Below are 20,566 nucleotides of genomic sequence, written 5' to 3'. Positions count from 1 at the left end.
GCTGCGGTTACTGCGAAGTAATGTCGGCGTTGTCGCCGGAACCGCCCGGCTGGCCGTCCTTGCCCAGGGAAGTGATCTCGTAGTCGCCGCGCGTGCCTGGCGCCTTGTACTGGTACGGGCGGCCCCATGGATCCGGCGGCACGCCTTTCTTCAGGTAGGGGCCGTTCCATTTCGCGCCCGCCGTGGCCGGCGCCGTCAACAGCGCGCCCAGGCCTTCTTCCGTGGTCGGATAACGGCCCACGTCGAGCCGGTACGTGTCGAGCGACTTCTCGAAGGCTTCGATCTGCGCCTTCGCCACCGTCACTTCCGACTTGCCCAGCTGGGAGAAATATTTGGGACCGACATAGGCCGCCAGCAGCCCGATGATGACGATCACCACAAGCAGCTCGAGCAGCGTGAAGCCACGCTCGCGCCGACATCCTCTGAACCACTTCACTGACCACTTAACCGCGTGCATCCGAACCAACCTCCGATTGCCGAATTGACGGTGAAGGCTACCATGCCATTTAAGGTTTAGACAATTTTTTCTTGAGACGTTGCATCGCTGGCGGCCTGCCCTTGCACTGTTCAGTTTTCGATTGACAGCGGGCATGCTACTTGAGCAATTTGCAACGCTCGTTTCACCCTGCAAGGGGCCAGCGCAGCGCCGCGCTGCGGGCCACCGCATGGGCGCGATTGCCGACGCCGAGCGCACGGTACAGCCGCCGCAAATGGTTTTTCACCGTCAGCGGACTGATGCCAAGGATACGGCCGATTTCTTCGTTGTTCTTGCCTTCGCGCAACCATCGCAGTACCTGCGCCTCGCGCGGCGACAGCGCCCGCAGCACCGGCACCCCGGCCGCCAGTCGCAGCAGCGCCACATGCAGGTGCGGCAGCAGCAGGCGCAGGAAATGGGCATGCCGGCTGTCCGGCCCCGCGGGGATGTCGCAGGCGATGAAGAACGTGGCGCCGCCGGGCAGCGGGCCGCTGCCGTGCGCCAGCAGGTTGCCGATGCCCAGCGCTGCCAGGCGGCCTTCCTCCGCACCGGCACCGGCGGACAGCGCCAGCGGCAGCGCGCCTTCGCGCTGCCAGCGCCGCAGCACCGCGTGTGCCAGCCCTTCGCTCCGTGCGCACAACGCATCGGCCAGGGCCGGCGCCGGCGCGCCGGCGTGCAGCAGCTCGGCACGCACCACGTCCCCATCCGGCCCCAACTGCATGCAGACGAGCATCCGGTGCGGCAGCACGGCTTGCAACTGCCCCTGCGCCCACAGGAACAGCTCGCGCAACTCGGCGAGCTCGAGGCTCGACTCGATCGCATGCAGCAGGTACTCCTGCTCCTGCCGGGTCAGGATGACGAGCCCGTCCATCTCAAGCGGGAACGAAGCGGTAGCCGCTGCCACGCACCGTCTCGATGTGATCGTCGTAGCCGCATGGCTGCAGCGCGCTGCGCAGCCGCCCCACGTGGGCGTCGACGGTGCGTTCGTCGAGGTAGGCATCGATGCCCCACACGTGATCGAGCAGCTGCGAGCGCGTATGCACACGCTGCGGATGCTGCATCAGGAAGTTCAGCAGGCGGAATTCGACGCGGCCCAGCGCGATGTGCCGGGTGCCCGCCATCACGCGCTGCGTGCCGGGATCGATGCGCAGGCCGGCGGCCGGTGCGGGCCGGCGCCGCCGCAGCACGGCATGCACCCGCGCCAGCGCCTCGCGCACGCCGAAAGGCTTGGTCAGGTAATCGTCCGCCCCCGCCTCCAGCGCCAGCACCTTGTCCTGCTCGGCGGCGCGGGCGGCGATCATGATCAGCGGCAGTTCGGCCGTCGCGCCGACGGCACGCAGGCGCCGGATCAATGCCAGGCCCGACTCGTCCGGCAGGTCCCATTCCAGCAGCACGATGTCCGGCGGCGCCGCGTCGATCAATGCCAGCGCACCGGCCGCATCAAGCGTCCCGCACACGGCATGGCCCGCCTGGCGCAGGTTATGTCCCAGCACCTGGTGGACGGACGGATCGCTGTCGATGAGGAGGACCTGGGAAGCCATGGTCGCGTGACAAATTGAAAAGCAAATTTAACTATGCACGAAGCGTGGCTGTCCAGGCCAATACGATTTTTCTTATCGATTGATAGTTTGTCCGACTATATCTGGCGACACACCAACGAAAACGCCCGCCGGTCCAGCGGACGCGGCGGGCGCGGTGTGGCGTGCGCGCATCGGCGCGCTGGGCCGTGTCAGCCCAGGCGCGAAACGGCCTTGCGGCGGGCGGCGCCGGCGACGAGCATCGCGCCGATACCCAGCATCATCCACGAGGACGGTTCCGGCACGGCCGTCACGCTGGCCGCGATCGAGTAGACCTCCGGCGTCACGGTGCCGGCGCCGCCGGCCACGTCGGCCGGCGTCCACGTGATCGACGCCAGTGCGGCGCTCGGGTCCATCGACGCGCCGAGCGGCGTCGTCTGGTCCGCCGCGTAGGCCGACACCGAGAACACGGACGTGGCCAAGCTGGCGTCCGGCGCGCCGGCGCCGGAGAACGTGACGTTGAAGCTGAGCACGCGGCCGCCGTACTGCACGGCGTGGAACAGGTCGTTCCACGAATCGCCGTTGCCGAGCACGTAGCCGGCGGCCAGCGAGCCGCTGACCTGGCCGGCGGTGACGACATCGGCCGCCGCGTCGAAGCCGACGAAGTTCGTCAGCGTGACGGTGGCCGGCAGCGCGGCGCCGTTGCTGGCCGGGTTGAACTGGAAGTCCAGCCAGCCGTCGGTGCCGAAGGCGCTCGTGTCGATCGACACGGCCAGCGTCGTGTCGGCCGCGGCATGGCCGGCCGCGAGGGCCAGGGCAAGCGCGGCGATGGCGCTGCGCAGGGAGAACTTGGGTGCGAACATGGTACCGATCCTAACTTAGAAAGTGCCGCTGTAAACCTTGGTCGTGTAGCTCATGTTGACCTTGGCCGGATTGTTGAACGTGACGGGAACGACCGCCGCGGCGCCGGGCGCCAGGTCCTGTGCGAGCGTGACATAAGGAGAGCCGTCCTTGCTGCCGCCGCTGTTTGCAAGCGTGACGCCGGACGTCAGTCCTTGCAGTACCACCTGCAGCGGACCGGTCAGCGCCGCACCCGACGTGTTCACCAGCTTGATCGTGCCGGTGAACTGCTGCGTGGCACGGTTGTAGGTCGTGCCCGAGACGGTGATCTGCACGCTGCCCGTCACGTCCGTGTAGGAAGGTGCCAGCGCCAGGCTGACGACGACCGGGTCGTGGTCCGACGCGCGGTAAGGCAGCGGCGTGTACAGGTCCTGCGGCTTGCCGTCCGTGTTGTAGTCGATCACTTCCGGCTCGTCCGCATTGACGTGCCATTCGGCGGCCCCGGCCACCTGGCGGCTCAGCGACGCGCTGGCCAGCGCGTGGTCGAGGTAGCCGGCCGCATGGCCGAACACGTAAGAGTACGGCAGCGTCACCGGGCGTACGAAGCGTTCGAGCTGGTTGACGAAGCCCTGCGCCGTGATCGCGGCGATCGGATCTTCCATGCCGTACGAGTTCATGTCGCCGACCAGCAGCACGTCGCTGTCGCCAGCGGCCGCCTGCACCTGCGGCACGAACGTGTTGACGAGGCGCTGGGCCTGCCGCACCCGGGTCGCGTTCCAGCAGCCCTGGCCATCGCCATTGTCCGCGTCACTGCCCGTGCCGGATGGGCAGCTGCCCTTAGACTTCAGGTGGTTGACGATCAGCGAGAACTTCTCGCCGTTGGCAGCGCGGAAGGTCTGCGCCATCGGCGGACGGTTGTTGATCGAATCGGCATCGGCCAGCGCACCGCCGACCAGGGTCAGCGTACCCGGCTTGTAAATCATCGCGACCCGCACCGCATCGGTGCCTGTTGCGACGGGCTTCGGCACGACGGCGTAGACGGCCGAGCCGTACGCCGCGTTCAGGCTGTCGACCAGGTGGCTGACAGCGATGTCGCCGTTGTTCTGGATCTCCATCAGGCCGACCACGTCCGCATCGATTCCCTTCAGCTCGGCGACGATCTTGGCGCGCTGGCGGGTGAACTCGTTCAGGTTGTCGGCACCGCGGCAATTGCCCCGGCTCGTGGAACTGCCGACAGTGCAGCCCTGGTTCGATTCGCCGAACGCGGTGGTGCCGTCGGTGAACGTCGTGAAGAAGTTCAGCACGTTCGCGCTGGCGACCTTGACGTTCCCGGCCGGCAGGCTCGGGGCGTCTTCGCGCGGGTTGTCGCGCGTGATCGCCGGGGTAGCCGTCGGCTGCAGCTTGAAGCCGGCACCGCCGGCACCGAGCGAGCCGAAATCGATGACGCCCGTCAGGTCATGCACGAGGTCGCCCGCGCGCACCGTCTGGCCTTCGCCGATGTACGGAATCACTGGCGGCGCACTGAACAGGCCGTCGTCCAGCACGATCAGGTTGGCCGCGTTCGCGGCGGCCAGCGCGTTGGCCTCCGCGGTGCGCGGCGCATAGCGATTCGTCGGGGTTTCCAGGCGGCCGGACGACAGCGACAGTTCGCCGCGCGTGCCCAGGTAATCCGTCATCGTCACCGTCAGCGGGCTCGTGAAGCGCACCAGCATCGCTTCGACCTGGTCCAGGCGCGTATTGGGCAGCGTGATGTTGGTCGGCGCGACGCTGTGGCCGGACGACAGCGCCGGCGCGAACGTGACGTCCTGCATTTCGGTGTACGAGCGGTTCGCGCCGCCCGGCGTGTATTCGGTGATCTTGCCGGTCGCACGCACGCGCTGGCCGACCGCGACGCCGTCGGCCGCCGCCGCGTCATAGACGAACAGGCCGTCCGACGTGGCGGGATCGCCGTCGCCGTTCGCGTCCTGCAGGAAGAAGCCGCCGGCGACCTTGGCCGTGACGATGCCTTCCGTGGTCTGCACCGTGTTCACGTCCGGGCTCGTGGCGCCGCTGCCCTGGATCTGCGGGATCGTGTGGGTCACGGGTGCCAGCGTCTGCACGACGATGTTCACGTTGCAGCTGGTTTCCTGCGCCTCGTCGTTGGCGAATCGCACGGTAACCGGGTAGGTGCCGAGCGGGACGCCGGCGCCCACCTCCAGCCGTACCGACGCACTGGCGCCCTCGCCGCCCGCCGGCGCGAAGCCGGCCAGCGCGATGCCGGGCACGCCGCCGGCCGTGATGCTGGCCGCGTTGACGACGCTGTCCGCGTCGCTCGCGGTCAACGTGCGCCCGCCCGCATACCCTTGCGCGATGCCGATGCTGGCCGGGCATTTCGCGACGATCGGTTTCTCGACCGGCCCGTTGCAGGCGCGCAGCGGCGCGCTGGTGTTGCGCGGCGTGGGGGCCTTGATTTCAAAATCGAGCTTGTTGTTGTCCGAGTCCGTGCAGCCATCTTCAAGACGCAGCGCGGCGGTCGTGTTGCCCGTGCCGCCAGCCGCGCCGGCGCCCTCGAAGTAGCCGGCATCCCCCCAACCCACCAGGTCGACCAGCGTGCCGCTGTTTGGCGCGGTACCGGAGAGTGCCGTCGTCGTGTTGACCAGCGCGACCTTGCCGCCGCTGCCCGACATCGGAATCGTGCCCGTCCGGTCCGGCGTCAGGGCGACCGTGCCGCCGCTGCCAGTGGCTTCCTGGATCAGGTAGTACTGGCCCGGTTGCAGCGTGACGTTCGGGATGGTCGTGACCTGCCACGTGCCGCCGCCCACGCTCGTGTATTGCACGCTCCAGTTGTTCAGGGTAACAGGGACGTTCCCCCGGTTGAACAACTCGATGAAGTCGGAGCGCAGCGTCGCGCCGCTGTTGCCGCCGCCGCCATAGACCTGGCTGATGACGACGTCGGACGCGGCCAGCGCGGGCGCGGACAGGCCCGCCAGCAGTGCCGCCAAGGTGGCGGCGATCAGCGTGGGGCGGCCCGGGGTTGGGTGTTTGATCATGGTATCCCTGTTATTCAAAATGAACCAATGTTGCTAACCACATATTATCGAATCGATATGACCCGGTGATGACAGCCCGTTGAGCCGTTCGGCTCAATCGGCGATGCAAACACACAACTGCGCTGCCAAAATTGTAATTCCCCGTCAGAAATTGTCGTGTTCGTGGTACATTTACACTCTGTACACATACATGTCTGATTAGAAATCCATGTCCACTCTCCGCCCGCTTTCGTTCATCGCCGCTTTCGCGTTCGCTACCAGTGGTTACGCAGCACCATCGCAGGAAGGGTCGCAACAGGAGGCACAGCAGGCTTCCCCATGCGACAAGGCGATCCAGGAAGATGGCGTTCAAGCACGGCAGCAGCGCAAGGATGCGGACCTGGATGGCCGCGGCGCCTGCCGCCTGGCCGATGGTGTTGTCCTCACCGCGTCGCGCGGCAATGCGGGCGTGACGCCGTCCAGTGGCTTCACTCGGGATGAGGCGGAGCCGGGCCGTCACCGCTTCGGCGACGACCGCGACGAACACGCGCTGCGCAACGGCAAGCGCGTCTACACGGTGGACATGACGACCAGCGAGGGCCGTGCAGCGGTCGGCTTCGGCCAGTCGCGCGGTGCGACGGACCTGTTCGGCGAAACGGTCGACTACGTCGCATGGGACGGCCCGGTGTATGGCATCCCCGACGCGCCAGGTGGCCGCGTGACGACGCTGTCCAAAGAGGCATACGGTTTCATCGCCGCGCCGCAAGGCGCCGACGCAACGGTGCCGGTGTCGACGGGCGGCGCACTGACGTCGCGCTCCGGCGGGCGCATGGCAGATGACAGCGCCTCCACCGGTCCGACGCTGACGCCGGCGCCGGTTCCCGAGCCGTCGACATGGGCGATGCTGGTGGGCGGGCTGGGCGCGCTGGCCCTGCTGCGCCGCCGTCGCTGAAGGGTCCGTTCAGCCGAATCGCGCCCAGCCGAAGATCAGCGTTTGTAGGGGGCTGCCAGCGGCTCGCCGATGAACACGCCCTGCGCCGGCCACGCGACGCTGCGCCAGTAAGCCTCGATCGCGCTGGCACCACCCAGATAGTGGCGTAACAGCACCGCGGGACTGGGGAACTTCTGCCAGAAATTGCACGGCTCGCTGACGGTGCCGTAACTTGCCGTCGCGCCCGCTTCCAGCCAGCGCAGGCTGCTCATCTGCCCATTGCCCAGCAAGTCGCCGCCGAGCGAAGTCAGGTGGTCGGCCAGCGCGCCCGGCAGGAACTGCAGCGTCTCGAGCTTGTCCACTTTCGCCTTGCCGGTCTGGTAGATCATCACGTCGCGTTTTCCTTCCAGCACGTCCTCACGCAGCGTATGGATCGTCAGCTTGCGCTGCGGGATGGCGCCCGACTTCGGGAAGAACTCCGCCCGGCTGTTGCGAGCCTGCTCGCTGGTCACGAGATAGTACGCGCCGGCAGCCGGCACCCGGAATCCCGCCGCCTTGCCGCGGTCGATCAGCGCCTTGCCCTCCTCGACGGACTCGGTGGGCAGCAGCATCGACAAGCGCATGCGCCGCTCCGTCCACGGCAACCCCGTATCGCTGTTGAAGTAAGCGGTTTGCTTGCCGGGTGCGCACGTGTTGGCGCATTGCGTCGGATCGAAGCCCAGCGTATAGGCGGCCGTGATGCCATTGCATTCGACGGCGTACGGCGCCGTCCACACCATCAACACGGCCTGCACCTGCGGGCCCAGCTTCTCGTCGATCTCCGCCTTCAGCCGCGCGAACTGCTCGGCGCCGAGCTTGCGCGGCTTGTTCGGGATCCGCACGTGCACGATATTGGCTTCGGGAATGCCGCGCGCAGCGCGGTAGTACTCGCCAAGCTCGACGCTGTTCGGCTCGTCGTCGTTGATCACGAGCCCCAACTGGGACGGTTGCAGTGGAGTTGCCGCGTGCGCGGCACTGGCGGCGGCCAGCAAGGCCGACAGGATGATGGCGGGTCGCAAAAGCTTGACCTCCCGTAGCAATGACAAAAACGATGGACGAAAAAAAACGGAAGCCGGCGGCTTCCGTTTTTGATTATAGCAAGCCGCTGTTACTTGCGGCGGCGTGCCACGACGCCCAGCACGCCCAGGCCTGCCAGCATCAGCGCCAGCGAACCCGGTTCCGGCACGGCGGCCACCGCCAGCGTGCCGCTGTAGCTCGCGTTTGCGGCCGTCGCGTAGCCGTTCACTTCCAGGAAGTAACGGCCCGACGTCAGCGCGTCTTCGCCGCCGAACATCCAGGTCTGGTCGGCCGAATCGACCAGGTCGCCTTCGAACACCGAGGTGCCGTCCGCATGACGCAGGTTGAAGCCGGTGATTTCCAGGCCCGTGCCGTTCGTGTAACGGATCGACGTCATCATGCCGCCGGCCAGCACCGGCACGTCCAGCGTGAACTCGTAGCGGTCGGAGAAGAAGTTCTTGTCGGCGCCCAGCGCTTGGGCATCCGTCAGCAATGTACGGTTGAATGCGAACGAGCCGCTGGCATTCAGCGTGGCCGACATATCGGCGGTCTGGCTGTGATCGATCAGCGCGGCGTGGGCAGCGTGGGTGCCGAGAGCCATTGCGGCGACGAAGCACAGTTGCAGCAGTTTTTTCATGTTCAAGTCCTGTTCGATTATTTTGCTTTACGACGTGCCGCGACGCCGAGGATAGCCAGGCCACCCAGCAGCATGGCAGGCATGGTCGGCTCAGGCACCGGCAGTGCGGAGACGGTGATCGTGCCATTGCCGGCGAACGAAGCACCCGAGGACAGCATCTTGCCGTCGACGCGGAAGTAGTAGTTGCCCGCGGCGAGGTCGTCGGCGCTCACGGTCCACTTGTCGGCCACGCCGAACTTGTTCACGTACACCTTCGTGCCACCGATGACGAGGTCGTTGGTCAGTGCGCTGTAGATGCCGTAGCCGGTCAGGTCCAGGCCGGTGCCGCTCTTGGCTGCGTTCGACGTGGCGTTCGACGTGATGTCGGCGGTGCTCGTCAGCGAGAAGTAGAAGCGGTCGGAGAACGTGTCGCCCGCGGCTGCACCGGCGAAGTTGTCGCCGAAGCTCAGCGAGTTGTCGCCCGTCTTCAAGGTGATGGTCTGAACCGGCGAGCTGATGTCTTTTGCTGCGGCGTCCAGCACGGGCGCGGCCAGCAGAAGCACGGCGGTGACGATGGAAGTGAATTTCATGTTCTGGTATTCCTGCAGAGGACTGAGGTTGGCTGTCAGTAAAATTTTGATGCTGATCGGCAGTATATCAGAACGGCAAGTCCTTTTGCAAAATTACAATAAAAAATTGCCACGCAGCACTAATGTGTTGCGTGGCAATCATATGTCGCTTAGTTGAGTTGAAGGCTACACGCTGGTGGGGGCGCGGCAGGGTTCCATTTCCCGTTGCTTCACTGTGGCGGGCACCCCTACCGCCATGGCACCCGCCGGTACGTCATGCAGCACGACGGCGCACGCCCCGACGACGGCATTCCGGCCGATAACCACTGGACCGAGAACGCATGCGCCCGCGCCAATATCGGCACCCTCCTCGATCACGGGAACGGCGTGCAGCCCGGCCCGCCCGCCAATCGTCACGTTCGGGCCAATCTTGACGTGATTACCGATCCGCGCGCGCGCGTGGACGACGGTTCCCAACCCGCTATAGGCAAAACGGACGCCGGTGCCGACGACGACACCCGGCGGAAGGACGACAGCGAACAGAATCCTGTTCAGGCCGTACAGGAGGCGGGGCAAGACCGGTACGCGATGACGGTACAGCCACGAGTAGAGACGGAAGAGTAAGATCATGACGCCTCCACATATGGCTTCCCACCAATGTCAATCAGGCACGCTGGTACACATCTTCGAAGCGGACGATGTCATCCTCGCCCAGGTAACTGCCCGACTGTACCTCGATCAGATGCAAGGGCAGCTTGCCCGGGTTCTCCAACCGGTGGCTCATGCCGATCGGGATATAGGTCGATTCGTTTTCGGTCAGCAGGCTCACCTTGTCGCCGCACGTCACTTTGGCGGTGCCCGAGACAACGATCCAGTGCTCCGCGCGGTGATGATGCATCTGCAGCGACAGCTTGCCGCCCGGATTCACCGTGATGCGCTTGACCTGGAAACGGTCGCCGATGTCGATGCCTTCGTAGCAGCCCCACGGCCGGTAGACCCGGGTATGGTGCAGGTGCTCGGTGCGGTCCTGGCACTTCAGGTGATCGACCACCTGCTTGACGCGCTGGACCTGGTCCTTGTGCGCGACCAGCACGGCGTCGTTGGTTTCGACGACGACGACGTCCTCGACGCCGATCACTGCCACGCAGCGATTTTCCGCGCGCACCAGCGAATTCTTCACGCCATCCAGGTAGACGTCGCCGCGGCACACATTGCCGTTGTCATCGCCCTGCTGCACTTCCCACAGCGCCGACCAGGAGCCGACGTCGTTCCAGCCGATCGATGCCGGCACGACGACCGCGTGGCGCGTGTGCTCCATCACCGCATAGTCGATCGAGTCGGACGGGCTGGCCGCAAACGCGGTCTCGTCCAGGCGGCAGAAATCGAGATCGCGATAGCCCTTCGTCACGGCGTCGCCGGCCGCTTGCGCGATCGCCGGCTGGAACTGCTCGAGCTCTTTCAGGTAGCCATCGGCGCGGAACAGGAACATGCCGCTGTTCCAGAAATAATTGCCGGAGGCGACAAAGCCTTCCGCGGTGGCACGGTCCGGCTTTTCGACGAAACGGTCGACCTTGAAGCAGTTGTCGCCGACCGGCAGCGGCTCGCCGCTCTTGATGTAGCCATAGCCCGTTTCCGGTCCCGTCGGTACGATGCCGAACGTGGCAAGCGCCCCATGCTCGACCAGCGCAGTCGCGCGCACGATCGCCTGGTAGAACGCATCCGTGTCCTCGATCACGTGATCGGCCGGCAGCACGAGCATCACGGCCTCGGGATCGACCGCCTTCAGGAAATGCGCGGCGGCAGCCACGGCCGGGGCCGTGTTGCGGCCTTCCGGTTCGAGCAGGATGCCGAGTGGCTTCACGTTGATCTCACGCAGCTGCTCGGCCACGAGGAAGCGGTGCTCGTTGCCGCAGACGATCAGCGGCTGCATCAGGTCTGCACGGCCGGCCAGGCGCAGCGCCGTGTCCTGCAGCATCGTCTTGTCGGACACCAGCGGCAGCAGCTGCTTCGGCAACGCGGCGCGGGACAGCGGCCACAGGCGGGTACCGGCGCCGCCGGACAGGATGACGGGGTATATCTTCATGCTTTTTTCTGTTCTAAATGGGTATGTTCGTGGTCGTTTTCGCGGCGGCGGGCGGCGCGGCGGTCACGCGCATTGGCCCACTCGTCCGACTCGTACTGCGAGACGTGTTTCATCTCACCGGCGCGGTCGACACTATAGTCTTTAAATACGATCAATTCGTCCAGGGTAACATCCGGTAACACACGTGTATATTCAAACAGAACGCTACGGATGACCTTTGAGCCGGAACAAATATGGCTGCCGTGGCCGATCCAGGTCGGGCCCACGATGTGCGCGCCGGCGTCGACCTTGACACCCGAACCGATGTAGACGGGGCCTTCGATCCTGGTGCCGCCGTTCCAGTCGATGCTGGTGTTCAGGCCGACCCACAGGCCTTCGTCGACCTGGATGCCCGGCACCGCCATGTTGGCGACTTCGCCCAGCAGCACGCCTTGCAGCACCTGCCAGTAGTCCTTCACGCTGCCGATGTCGATCCAGTTGAACTTGCGCGTCTGGTTGTAGAACGGCAAGCCCTTTTCCGCCAGCAGCGGGAACAGCTCGGAACCGATGTCGAACGGGCGGTCGGACGGAATCAGGTCGATCACCTCCGGTTCGAAGATGTAGATGCCGGTACTGGCGCAATTCGATTTGGCGACCGACGGATCGGGTTTTTCCTGGAACTCGCGAATCCGGCCGTCCTCGTCGCTGACGACGACGCCATAGCTCGAGACCTTGTCCCATGGGACTTCGCGCGTGATCACGGTCGCCAGCGCGCCCTTGCGGCGGTGCTCGAACAGCGCGGACTTGAGATCGAGGTCGATCAGCGCGTCGCCGCACAGCACGATCGTCGTTTCATCGAAGAAGCCGCCGAATTCCTGGATCTTCTTGATGCCGCCAGCGGATCCAAGCGGCTCCGGCACGACCTCGCCGTCGTCGTTCGTATAGCCTTCGAACGAGTAACCGATCTGCACGCCGAACTGATGGCCTTCGCCGAAATACTCTTCGATCTTTTCGTGCAGATAACTGACGTTGACCATGATTTCCGTCACGCCGTAGCGGGCCAGATGCTCCACCAGGTACGCCATCACGGGCTTGCCGAGGATCGGAATCATCGGCTTCGGTAATTCGTAGGTCAATGGCCGTACACGCGTGCCTTTGCCGGCCGCGAGAATCATTGCTTTCATCTGAAGACCCCCTGAGAAATTATTTCGATGAGGATTGCCAACGCCATGTGTCAACGCACATGCGGGCAATGTCGAACTGTGCTTTCCAGCCGAGCTCACGTTCGGCCTTTGCCGTATCCGCGTAGCAGGCCGCAACGTCTCCGGGTCGTCGATCGACGATCTTGTAAGGCACTTTCCGTCCGCTGGCAGCTTCGAAGGCGCGTACCATCTCGAGCACGCTGTTGCCGCGTCCGGTCCCTAGATTGTAGGTATAGACGCCGGAAGCTGTCGCCAGCTTGTCCAGCGTCTTCACGTGGCCGATGGCGAGATCGACCACGTGGATGTAATCGCGCACGCCGGTACCGTCCGGCGTCGGATAATCGCCGCCGAATACGGACAGGAATTCGCGCCGGCCTTCCGCCACCTGCGCCACGTACGGCATCAGGTTGTTCGGAATGCCGCTCGGTTCTTCCCCGATCAGGCCGCTCTCATGCGCGCCGACCGGATTGAAGTAGCGTAACAAGGCGATGCGCCAGCTGTTGTCCGACTTGTACAGGTCGCGCAGGATCTCTTCGATCATCAGCTTGCTGCGGCCATATGGATTCGTCGCCGACAGCGGGAAATCTTCCGTGATCGGTACCGAGGCGGGGTCGCCGTAGACGGTCGCCGAGGAGCTGAACACGATCGATTTCACACCGAATTTCGCCATCGTCTCGCACAGCGCGACGCTGCCCGAGACGTTGTTGTCGTAGTAGCGCAGCGGTTGTGCCACGGACTCGCCGACCGCCTTCAGGCCGGCGAAGTGGATCACCGAGTCGAACTTGCGCAGCGCGAAAGCCTTCTCCAGCGCGGCGCGGTCGCGGATGTCGCCCTCGACGAACTCGAACTTCTTGCCGGCGATGCGCTCCACGCGCTCCTGCACGGAACGGTCGGCATTGGAGAGGTTGTCGACAACCACCACGTCGTGACCCGCTGCGAGCAGTTCGACGACCGTGTGCGAGCCGATGTAACCCATGCCTCCGGTAACGAGAATGTTCATTCAGCTTCCTTTGTATGACGGTGGTACTGCGCCGGGCAGCGGAGCGTTCGCCGAGTACAGCCGCTCGTACGCCGCCAGCAGTTTCGGCGCTTCGTATTGCCACTCCAGTTCGTTGACGACGCGGTGGCGCCCGTAGGCCCCCATCCGCTCGCGGCGTTCCGGATCGTCCAGCAGTTCGGCGATCTTCTTCGCCATGTCCACCGGGTCGTTCTTGTTCGCGTACAGCGAAGCCTCCTGCGCCGACACCTTGCCTTCGACCAGGTCGAACTGCACGATCGGCTTGCCGAGCGCCATGTACTCCATGATCTTGTTCATCGTCGACTTGTCGTTCATGTCGTTCGCCACGTCAGGGTTCACGCACACGTCCGACGTGTTCAGCATCTCGAGCAAGTCCTGGTCCGGCACCCGGCCCGTGAACGTCACGTAATCGGCGATGCCCATCTTGACCGCCAGCTCCTTCATCTGGTCGAGCGACGTGCCGCCGCCCACCAGGCCGAAGTGCACGTCCTTGCGCCCCATGTCGACGATCAGGTGGCGCGCCGCTTCGAGCAGCAGGTCGATGCCTTCCTGCGCACCCATCACGCCGACATAGCCGACCAGGTAACGCTTGCCCTTCTTCAGGCTGTCGACGGGCGGCAGCACGCGCAGCCGGTCCAGCTTTGGGCCGCTGCGCACGACGTAGACCTTGTCCGGGTCCATGCCGCCACGCTCGATCGCAATCTTCTTGTACGACTCGTTGGTGGCGATCGACACGTCGGACGTCTTGAACGACCAGCGCTCGAACAGCACCATCAGCTTGTAGAAGAAATCGCGGCGGCCGAACTTGGCCTCGTACAGCTCGGGATTGATGTCGTGGTGGTCGAACAGGAACTTCTTGCCCATCGTGAGCTTGAAGAACCCGCCGATCAGGAACAGCAGGTCGGGCGGGTTGCAGGCGTGGATCACGTCGAATCCACGCTGGAACAACACCTTCCACGCCAGGCGGAACGTATGGAACAGCGCCGCGGAGTATTCGATCGCGTAGCCCTTGGCGCCCTCGGCCTCCAGCGGCAGCTTGTAGCGGTAGATGTGAATGCCTTCGATTTCCTCGTAACGGCTTTCGTACCCCTTGCCCGTCGGGCAGATGATCGACACTTCGTAGCCGTTCGCATGCAGCGTGGTCGCTTCCTGCCACACCCGCCGGTCGAACGGGGATGGCAGGTTCTCGACCAGGATCAGGACCCGCCGGCTCTTGCGATTACCAGCAGATGCCATCGTACTGTCCTCCGCTCTGCTCCTTGCTGATGCGTACGAGGTCGACGATGATCTGGCCTTCCTTCAGCTTGCCCGGCACTTCCTTGAATTCCGCGGCGCCGTTACCGATCACCACGGTCTCGGCGAACGCCAGCACTTCTTCCATGGAATTCACCATCAGCTTCGAAATGTGCGGAATGTGGTTCAGGATGTAGTCCTGGTTCGCGCCGGTCAGCGCGGCCAGGTTCACGTTCTTGTCATACAGCTTCAGCTCGTAACCCTTGCCCAGCAAGTACTCGATGACGTCCACCAGCGGCGATTCGCGCAGGTCGTCGGTGCCGGCCTTGAACGAGAAGCCCAGGATGCCGACCTTGCGATTGCCCTTGTCGACGATCATGTTGACGCCCTTCTCCACCTGCTTGCGATTCGACGGCAGGATCGAGTCCAGCAGCGGCAGTTCCAGGTCCAGCGAACGGGCCTTGTACGTCAGCGCGCGCACGTCCTTCGGCAGGCACGAGCCGCCGAACGCGAAGCCCGGCTTCATGTAGTACGGCGACAGGTTCAGCTTGGTATCCTGGCAGAAGATCTCCATGACCTTGTGGCCGTCGATGCCCACCGCCTTGCAGATGTTGCCGATCTCGTTCGCGAACGCGACCTTGACGGCGTGCCACGTGTTGTCCGTGTACTTGACCATCTCGGCCGTCTCGACGTCGGTGCGCACCAGCGGCGCTTCCATTTTTTCGTACAGCTGCAGCAGCATCAGGCCGGCGCGCTCGTCGGTCTCGCCGATCACGGTCTTCGGCGGATGGTAGTAGTCGTATACCGCGGTGCCTTCACGCAGGAATTCCGGGTTGTTGCAGACGCCGAAGTCGACGCCGGCCTTCTTGCCGGACGCTTCTTCCAGGGTCGGGATCACGACGGCCCGCATCGAGCCCGGCAGCATCGTGCTGCGCGCGACGACGACGTGGAAGTCGCTCTTTTCCTTGATGGCGGCGCCGATCTCCTGGCACACCTTGCGCACGTGCGACAGGTCCAGGTTGCCGTTCAGCTGGGACGGCGTGCCCACGCAGATCAGCGAGATATCGGTGTTCAGCACGGCGTCGCGCACATCGGTCGTCGCGCGCAGCAGACCGTCCTTGACGGTCTTCGAAATCATCTCGCCGATGTCTTTTTCGATGATCGGCGTGGTGCCCTGGTTGATCAGGTCGACCTTGGTGCGGTTCGGGTCGACGCCGACCACCGTGTGTCCGTCGGTTGCCAGGCAGCCGGCGGAGACCGCCCCCACGTAGCCCAGGCCAAAGATACTGATTTTCAAGATACCACTCCTTAAATGTTTGATTTACCGCTTACGACATCACCTGCCACGTCAAGCGTGATCCGGGTTTCGATTTCGGTCGTTCCATCGATCCTGCCGCGCCACACCGCTGTCGTGATCGCACTCTTCTCATCGAATTTGCGCGAAATCCATCCCGCGATGGGCGCTTCGCTGCAACGCAGCAACTGAGGCCCGCCGCCGAACGGGGAACTCATCCGCAAACGGTTGCGTTCCCCTTGTGCGACGACGTCCGCGCCCTCTGCCTCCACCCGGCACCCCTCCGCGAAGTGCCAATGCAGGGCGATATCGTGAGCGCCCCGGCATTCTAATATATCTTTTACAACAATAGCGTTACAATTTGCGTCAAACGTAATTTTGCGGCGGTGCAGCACCGGATCCGCCAGTTTGCGGTAGCCGTCCTGCACGCCTTCGAACAATTGCGCCTGTCCTTCGGGGATATGGGCGACCCGCGTGGCTTGTGCCTTGTGCAGCCACATGAAGTTGCCGCCGATCTCGGACTGGTCCTGGTTGTCGACCTGGACAGTATTATGGGCGGCCGTGCTGCGGAAATAATCGCGCCATGCCTTCTGCGTGTGGTACGCATACGTGCCCGGATCGATCAGCAGCTCCTCGCCCCCGGCCGACAGCGTGAACGACAGCGCATCGGCGTGGCCATGCGCGGCGATCGACAGGTAGCCGAGCGGCGCGCAGTCGATGACGATCCGCACTTCGCCCGGGGTGCCAAATTCCTTGCCGAGCAGATAATACCCACCCTCCGGGAAGGCCAGCACGGGCTTTTCCGGCGCATCCGCCAGCGCCTGCCAGCGCGTGGCGCCCGCACTGCCGAACAGCCAGCGGTTCTTGTCGTCCAGCCGGCCCGCTTTGTGCTTCAAGTCGCCGCGGTTGAACAGCAGCGCGCAGCTCGCGAGCAGCGAACGATACGGGCTCCAGCCGTCTTCATACGACAGCCGCACCATCTGGGCGTCGTCTGCGTCGCCCGTCATCGGCACATTGCCGCCGACATCCATCAACGCGGCGACAAACTCGGCGAGCCGCTCGAGCCGCTGCAGGTAAGTGGCCGAGAACCCCGCACCGTTGGCCTGCCCGATGTGATGGCACAGCAGCATCATGTCCATCACTTCGTGCTGGTAATAGATCGCCTGTTCCTTGTTGACGCCGTCCGCGGTGTTCTGCTTGACGGCCTCCACCTCCAGGCCGCGCCGCGCCAGCGCTTGCCAGCGCGTGCTTTCCGGCCAGCACGGCCATTGGACGCTGGCCACGAACAGGCCCATGTACTCGCCAAACAGATGGTTGTTGGCGGACGAATGGCGCGAGAAGTAGCCGCGGATGAAGTGGCAATGCTGGTAGATATTATCGAGCCAGCGGCGCTGGAAGCGGCCGCCCTCTTCCCCCTTGAACAGCGCGCTGTCGGCGCCGCCCAGCAATTGCCAGGCAAACGCCCAGTTCACCAGGCGCACGGCCAGCTCCAGCGAGCTGGTCCAGTGTACACCCTGCGGGTAAGGGCATTGGTCGAACCACGATTCCAGCAGCAGCCGCGCGCCGGCGGCATAGCGCTGCTCGCCGCTCGCGCGCCAGGCCAGCGCCAGCGTTACCAGCTCCAGGTGGCGGCTCGGTTCCCATAGATATTTGATGTCGCCGACGACGGACTCGCGGCGGTAATCAATCGCCTTGCCCAGCTTCATCGGCGCAACGGTCCCCGTCTTCGGGTCGCGGTTCCACTGCGGCGGGAAGCCCAGGTTGAGTCCGCGCATCGCAAACACATTCCACCGCCCCGCCAGGATCGCGTCGGCCGACGCGCGCAGCGCGACCACGTCGATGCCGTCGCCGCCTTCCAGCGCTCCGACAAACGTGGCGCCGAACCGGGCCAGCGACGGTGCGGGCGGCCGCGCAGCCAGTCCCACGCCGATCTTGCTCGCCTTTTTCTGGGCCAGCTGAGTTACCCGCCAAACGATCTCGGCCGGGCCCATCAATTTCAATCTGTTAAATTTCCATGCGAGCGTGGACACAGCGCGCTCTCCTTGCAGTGGTTGACAACTAGACAATGATCTTATCATATACACTGCGGGCGCTTCCAGTGCACGCTTGCGTGCTCGGCAATTTGACGCGCCGCCACACAAGCGGCTATAGTTTGACACTGTTGATATTTAACCAACCCTCCAGGCCTGCCCTCGGGCTGGCCCATGCACTCATGCCGTCGACGATCACCCAACACCTTTCCCTGATCACCCGGCACCTCGTCCGTCGCAATCCGTTCGCGCTGGCGCGCGCGCGCGCCCTGATCGAGCGCGAGACCCTGCCGGAAGCGCAAATTCTTGAACGGCAGAGCGCGCTGCTGCGCCGTACCCTGGAGACGGCGCGCGCACGCTTGCCGCGCTATGCCGGCGTACCGGCTTGCCCGCCCGACGTGGATCCGCGCGTCTGGCTGCGCCGTCATTATCCCGTCGTCAGCAAGCCCGACCTCGTCAACAATCGGGCGCTGTATTACCCGAATGGCGGCGCACGCAAGCCGTGGTGGCCGCTGGGCAAGACCAGCGGCACGTCGGGCACGCCGCTGGAAGTGTTCCGCAGCCTGGATTCCGTCATCTGGGAAGAGGCCTTCCACCTGCAGTACTGGGCATGGGCCGGGCACCGCAACGGCGCCGCCCAGGCCATCCTGCGCGGCGACCAGATCGTGCCGGCCAAGCAGGCCAATCCGCCGTACTGGCTGTGGGACCGCTACGGCAAGCAACTGTTCGTGTCGACCCGCCACCTGACGCTGCGCACGGCCGGCGCGATGCTCGACCGCATCGCGGCCCAGGGCGCAGCGCAGTTGCGCGCCTACCCGTCCTCTTCGTATGAACTGGCGCGCGCCGCCGAACAGCTGGGCCATCCGCTGCGGCTGCGCGCCGTCATTACCGGCTCGGAACCGGTCTTCCCCGCCCAGCGCGAACAGATCGAGCGGGCATTCGGCTGCCGCGTGTTCGACTTCTATGGCATGGCCGAGCGCACGGCCTTTGCCGGACAGTGCGAGCACGGCTATTACCACCTGAATCCGGAGTATTCATACGTCGAGATCCTCGACGAGCAGAACAATCCAACTGACGGGTTCGGTTACGTGGTGGGAACCACGCTGCACAACCTGGTGATGCCGCTGGTGCGTTACCGCATTTCGGACAAGGCGCGCTGGATATCCGGCAGTTGCCCGTGCGGCCGCCATTATCCCCGCATCGAACTCTCTTCCGGCAAGGTCGAGGACCAGCTCTTCGACAGCGACAACAATCCCATCAGCGCATCGATCATCACGTTCGCCCTGAAGGGCCTGGAGCGCATCAGCAAGACGCAGATGGCGCAGGTCGGGCCCGGCGAGTGGGAAGTCAGGATCGTGCCGGAAGCCGGCTTCACGAAGGCGGACGAGGAAAAGATGCTGCGCAATATCCGCGAGCTCGTCACCGAGCGCGTGCATGCGCGCATCCGCTTGATGGATGACATTCCGCTGCAGCCGAGCGGCAAGTTCAAATGGGTGTCGCAGGAATGGCAGGGCGCGAAGGAGTTGCGCTCTGCCACCGCTGCGGCGGCGCCGAAGCCGGCGCCGTCGCTGACCTGAGCAAGGGCGGCTGAAAAACGAAGGGCCGGCTAGTCAGCCGGCCCTTGTTCTTTCCGCCAGGTTCAGCGACCGGCGTCGCACAACTCGCGATAGATTTTTTCCAGGCGCGGCATGATCACTGTGCTGGCAAAGGTCGTTTCGATCTTGCGCCGGCCCGCCTCGCCCATGCGCCGCGCCAGCGCGTTATCGTTCAGCAGCAACTGCAGCTTTTGCCGCAGCGCCGTCACGTCCCCCGGCTGCACGAGGAATCCCTCGACCCCGTCCGTGACGGCATCGGGAATGCCACCGACCGGCGTCGTGACGACGGGAATGCCGGCAGCCATCGCCTCCAGCACACTCATCGGCAAGCCTTCGGCATACGACGGCAACGCGTACACGGTGGCGCGGGCGAGGTAGCCCGGCTTGTCGTCCGGCCCCACCCAGCCCAGCAATTGCAGGCGGTCCGCCATGCCCAGCTCGGCGCCACGCTGGCGCACCTGCTCCAGTTCGCCGTCGCCGCCCAGCATCACGCGCACCGGCGGGTCGCGCAGCTCCGCGGTGGCGGCCAACAGGTCGTAGCTGCCCTTGCCTTTGTTCATGCGGCCCAGTGTCAGCACGGAAGCGGGGTCGCGGCTTTCCCACGGCGCCGGCGCGGCGTCCGCGATGACGGGGTTGTACAGCGCTTCGATGCGTGGATTGCGGCTGATCGTGCGGACCCAGTTCTGCCAGTGCGTCGACAGCACCAGCACCCAGCTGACCTTGTCGTACAGCCGGCGGATCAGCCATTGTTTGACCGGGCCGCATTCCTTCGCATAGAAGATCGAGAATTCGCCGCCGTGCAGGTGCAGGATCGTCGGCACGCCGAACAGGTGGGCCAGCTGGAACAGGCCATACTTGCGCCAGAAGCTGGCCCGCGACGCCACGTGCCCGTGCAGCAGCGCCACCCGGCCGGTCAGCAGCAGACGCAGCATCTCCAGGTAAGCCGACACCATCACCCGCAGCTTGGCCACCTTGCCGCCATCGCAGTGGGTGGCGACGTAATGGATCGGAAAACGGTCGAACAATCCCGCTTGCTGGTACACCTGGACGACCGACGCCACGCCCCCCTTGGTCATGGGGCTGGTGCCCATCATTACGATATGTTTCATGCTTTGGTCGA

At 64.7% G+C, this 20,566-nt stretch carries 18 protein-coding genes; 2 read left to right on the top strand and 16 right to left on the bottom strand.

Annotated features, from left to right (window positions below; translation table 11 throughout):
• Nucleotides 1-7: 7 nt before the first annotated feature.
• The 5 genes from gspG to IP92_RS04000 form a co-directional block, all read right to left on the bottom strand.
• Nucleotides 8-436: a type II secretion system major pseudopilin GspG gene (gspG, locus tag IP92_RS04020; RefSeq protein ID WP_229418608.1), complete on the bottom strand. Its 429-nt coding sequence runs from the start codon at nt 434-436 to the stop codon at nt 8-10.
• 184 nt (nt 437-620) lie between these two features.
• Nucleotides 621-1,379 (bottom strand): LuxR C-terminal-related transcriptional regulator, encoded by a 759-nt coding sequence (locus tag IP92_RS04015; protein WP_229418607.1) that lies wholly within the window; start codon nt 1,377-1,379, stop codon nt 621-623.
• Nucleotides 1,348-2,016: a winged helix-turn-helix domain-containing protein gene (locus tag IP92_RS04010; protein ID WP_145873190.1), complete on the bottom strand. Its 669-nt coding sequence runs from the start codon at nt 2,014-2,016 to the stop codon at nt 1,348-1,350. The genes IP92_RS04015 and IP92_RS04010 overlap by 32 nt, the downstream gene beginning before the upstream one ends.
• A gap of 188 nt (nt 2,017-2,204) precedes the next feature.
• Complete coding sequence (locus IP92_RS04005) at nt 2,205-2,855, bottom strand: NF038129 family PEP-CTERM protein (protein WP_145873189.1); 651 nt, start codon at nt 2,853-2,855, stop codon at nt 2,205-2,207.
• 15 nt (nt 2,856-2,870) lie between these two features.
• Nucleotides 2,871-5,861: an ExeM/NucH family extracellular endonuclease gene (locus IP92_RS04000; RefSeq protein ID WP_145873188.1), complete on the bottom strand. Its 2,991-nt coding sequence runs from the start codon at nt 5,859-5,861 to the stop codon at nt 2,871-2,873.
• A gap of 208 nt (nt 5,862-6,069) precedes the next feature.
• Between IP92_RS04000 and IP92_RS30095 the strand changes: the two genes are divergently transcribed.
• Nucleotides 6,070-6,792 carry a PEP-CTERM sorting domain-containing protein gene (locus IP92_RS30095; protein ID WP_199271820.1) on the top strand — a complete coding sequence of 241 codons (723 nt, stop codon included), beginning with the start codon at nt 6,070-6,072 and terminating at the stop codon, nt 6,790-6,792.
• 35 nt (nt 6,793-6,827) lie between these two features.
• Here IP92_RS30095 and IP92_RS03990 read toward each other — a convergent pair whose 3' ends face one another.
• The 10 genes from IP92_RS03990 to IP92_RS03945 all read right to left on the bottom strand — a co-directional run bounded on the left by IP92_RS03990 (nt 6,828) and on the right by IP92_RS03945 (nt 17,851).
• Nucleotides 6,828-7,829: a TIGR03790 family protein gene (locus IP92_RS03990; RefSeq protein ID WP_145873187.1), complete on the bottom strand. Its 1,002-nt coding sequence runs from the start codon at nt 7,827-7,829 to the stop codon at nt 6,828-6,830.
• A gap of 89 nt (nt 7,830-7,918) precedes the next feature.
• Nucleotides 7,919-8,464, bottom strand: a complete 546-nt coding sequence (locus IP92_RS03985) for an FxDxF family PEP-CTERM protein (RefSeq protein ID WP_145873186.1) — start codon at nt 8,462-8,464, stop codon at nt 7,919-7,921.
• 17 nt (nt 8,465-8,481) lie between these two features.
• The gene (locus tag IP92_RS03980) at nt 8,482-9,033 is read right to left on the bottom strand and encodes an FxDxF family PEP-CTERM protein (protein WP_145873185.1); all 552 of its coding nucleotides are present in this window, start codon (nt 9,031-9,033) and stop codon (nt 8,482-8,484) included.
• Nucleotides 9,034-9,198: 165 nt separating this feature from the next.
• Nucleotides 9,199-9,642, bottom strand: coding sequence for a serine O-acetyltransferase (locus tag IP92_RS03975; RefSeq protein WP_145873184.1), 444 nt, complete (start codon nt 9,640-9,642; stop codon nt 9,199-9,201).
• 34 nt (nt 9,643-9,676) lie between these two features.
• On the bottom strand, nt 9,677-11,095 hold the full coding sequence (locus IP92_RS03970; protein ID WP_145873183.1) for a mannose-1-phosphate guanylyltransferase/mannose-6-phosphate isomerase: 1,419 nt from the start codon (nt 11,093-11,095) through the stop codon (nt 9,677-9,679).
• A complete protein-coding gene (locus IP92_RS03965) occupies nt 11,092-12,258 on the bottom strand; it encodes a nucleotidyltransferase family protein (protein ID WP_145873182.1) in 1,167 nt (388 codons plus the stop codon). The genes IP92_RS03970 and IP92_RS03965 overlap by 4 nt, the downstream gene beginning before the upstream one ends.
• A 19-nt stretch (nt 12,259-12,277) precedes the next feature.
• Nucleotides 12,278-13,276 (bottom strand): UDP-glucose 4-epimerase GalE, encoded by a 999-nt coding sequence (gene galE / locus IP92_RS03960; RefSeq protein ID WP_145873181.1) that lies wholly within the window; start codon nt 13,274-13,276, stop codon nt 12,278-12,280.
• Nucleotides 13,277-14,530, bottom strand: a complete 1,254-nt coding sequence (locus tag IP92_RS03955; protein ID WP_145873180.1) for a glycosyltransferase family 4 protein — start codon at nt 14,528-14,530, stop codon at nt 13,277-13,279.
• On the bottom strand, nt 14,514-15,824 hold the full coding sequence (locus tag IP92_RS03950; RefSeq protein WP_145873179.1) for a nucleotide sugar dehydrogenase: 1,311 nt from the start codon (nt 15,822-15,824) through the stop codon (nt 14,514-14,516). The genes IP92_RS03955 and IP92_RS03950 overlap by 17 nt, the downstream gene beginning before the upstream one ends.
• An 11-nt stretch (nt 15,825-15,835) precedes the next feature.
• On the bottom strand, nt 15,836-17,851 hold the full coding sequence (locus tag IP92_RS03945; protein ID WP_229418606.1) for a heparinase II/III family protein: 2,016 nt from the start codon (nt 17,849-17,851) through the stop codon (nt 15,836-15,838).
• 182 nt (nt 17,852-18,033) lie between these two features.
• Here IP92_RS03945 and IP92_RS03940 point away from each other — a divergent pair, with 182 nt between their 5' ends.
• Nucleotides 18,034-19,428, top strand: a complete 1,395-nt coding sequence (locus IP92_RS03940) for a phenylacetate--CoA ligase family protein (RefSeq protein WP_158206818.1) — start codon at nt 18,034-18,036, stop codon at nt 19,426-19,428.
• 62 nt (nt 19,429-19,490) lie between these two features.
• Here the strand turns inward: IP92_RS03940 and IP92_RS03935 are convergent, their stop codons facing one another.
• Nucleotides 19,491-20,555: a glycosyltransferase family 4 protein gene (locus tag IP92_RS03935; protein WP_145873177.1), complete on the bottom strand. Its 1,065-nt coding sequence runs from the start codon at nt 20,553-20,555 to the stop codon at nt 19,491-19,493.
• Between the last annotated feature and the right edge of the window lie 11 nt (nt 20,556-20,566).

The sequence above is a fragment of the Pseudoduganella flava genome (assembly GCF_007830495.1).
Classification (GTDB): domain Bacteria; phylum Pseudomonadota; class Gammaproteobacteria; order Burkholderiales; family Burkholderiaceae_D; genus Rugamonas; species Rugamonas flava.
Note: the sequence above shows the minus strand (reverse complement) of the source record. Positions and strands in the feature narration are given on the sequence as shown.

Bases quoted from the DNA above. Each gene is read 5' to 3' on its own strand.
- IP92_RS04010 (WP_145873190.1), bottom strand. From the start codon at position 2,016: ATGGCTTCCCAGGTCCTCCTCATCGACAGCGATCCGTCCGTCCACCAG.
- IP92_RS04005 (WP_145873189.1), bottom strand. From the start codon at position 2,855: ATGTTCGCACCCAAGTTCTCCCTGCGCAGCGCCATCGCCGCGCTTGCC.
- IP92_RS04000 (WP_145873188.1), bottom strand. From the start codon at position 5,861: ATGATCAAACACCCAACCCCGGGCCGCCCCACGCTGATCGCCGCCACC.
- IP92_RS30095 (WP_199271820.1), top strand. From the start codon at position 6,070: ATGTCCACTCTCCGCCCGCTTTCGTTCATCGCCGCTTTCGCGTTCGCT.
- IP92_RS03985 (WP_145873186.1), bottom strand. From the start codon at position 8,464: ATGAAAAAACTGCTGCAACTGTGCTTCGTCGCCGCAATGGCTCTCGGC.
- IP92_RS03980 (WP_145873185.1), bottom strand. From the start codon at position 9,033: ATGAAATTCACTTCCATCGTCACCGCCGTGCTTCTGCTGGCCGCGCCC.
- IP92_RS03975 (WP_145873184.1), bottom strand. From the start codon at position 9,642: ATGATCTTACTCTTCCGTCTCTACTCGTGGCTGTACCGTCATCGCGTA.
- IP92_RS03970 (WP_145873183.1), bottom strand. From the start codon at position 11,095: ATGAAGATATACCCCGTCATCCTGTCCGGCGGCGCCGGTACCCGCCTG.
- IP92_RS03965 (WP_145873182.1), bottom strand. From the start codon at position 12,258: ATGAAAGCAATGATTCTCGCGGCCGGCAAAGGCACGCGTGTACGGCCA.
- galE (WP_145873181.1), bottom strand. From the start codon at position 13,276: ATGAACATTCTCGTTACCGGAGGCATGGGTTACATCGGCTCGCACACG.
- IP92_RS03955 (WP_145873180.1), bottom strand. From the start codon at position 14,530: ATGGCATCTGCTGGTAATCGCAAGAGCCGGCGGGTCCTGATCCTGGTC.
- IP92_RS03940 (WP_158206818.1), top strand. From the start codon at position 18,034: ATGCCGTCGACGATCACCCAACACCTTTCCCTGATCACCCGGCACCTC.
- IP92_RS03935 (WP_145873177.1), bottom strand. From the start codon at position 20,555: ATGAAACATATCGTAATGATGGGCACCAGCCCCATGACCAAGGGGGGC.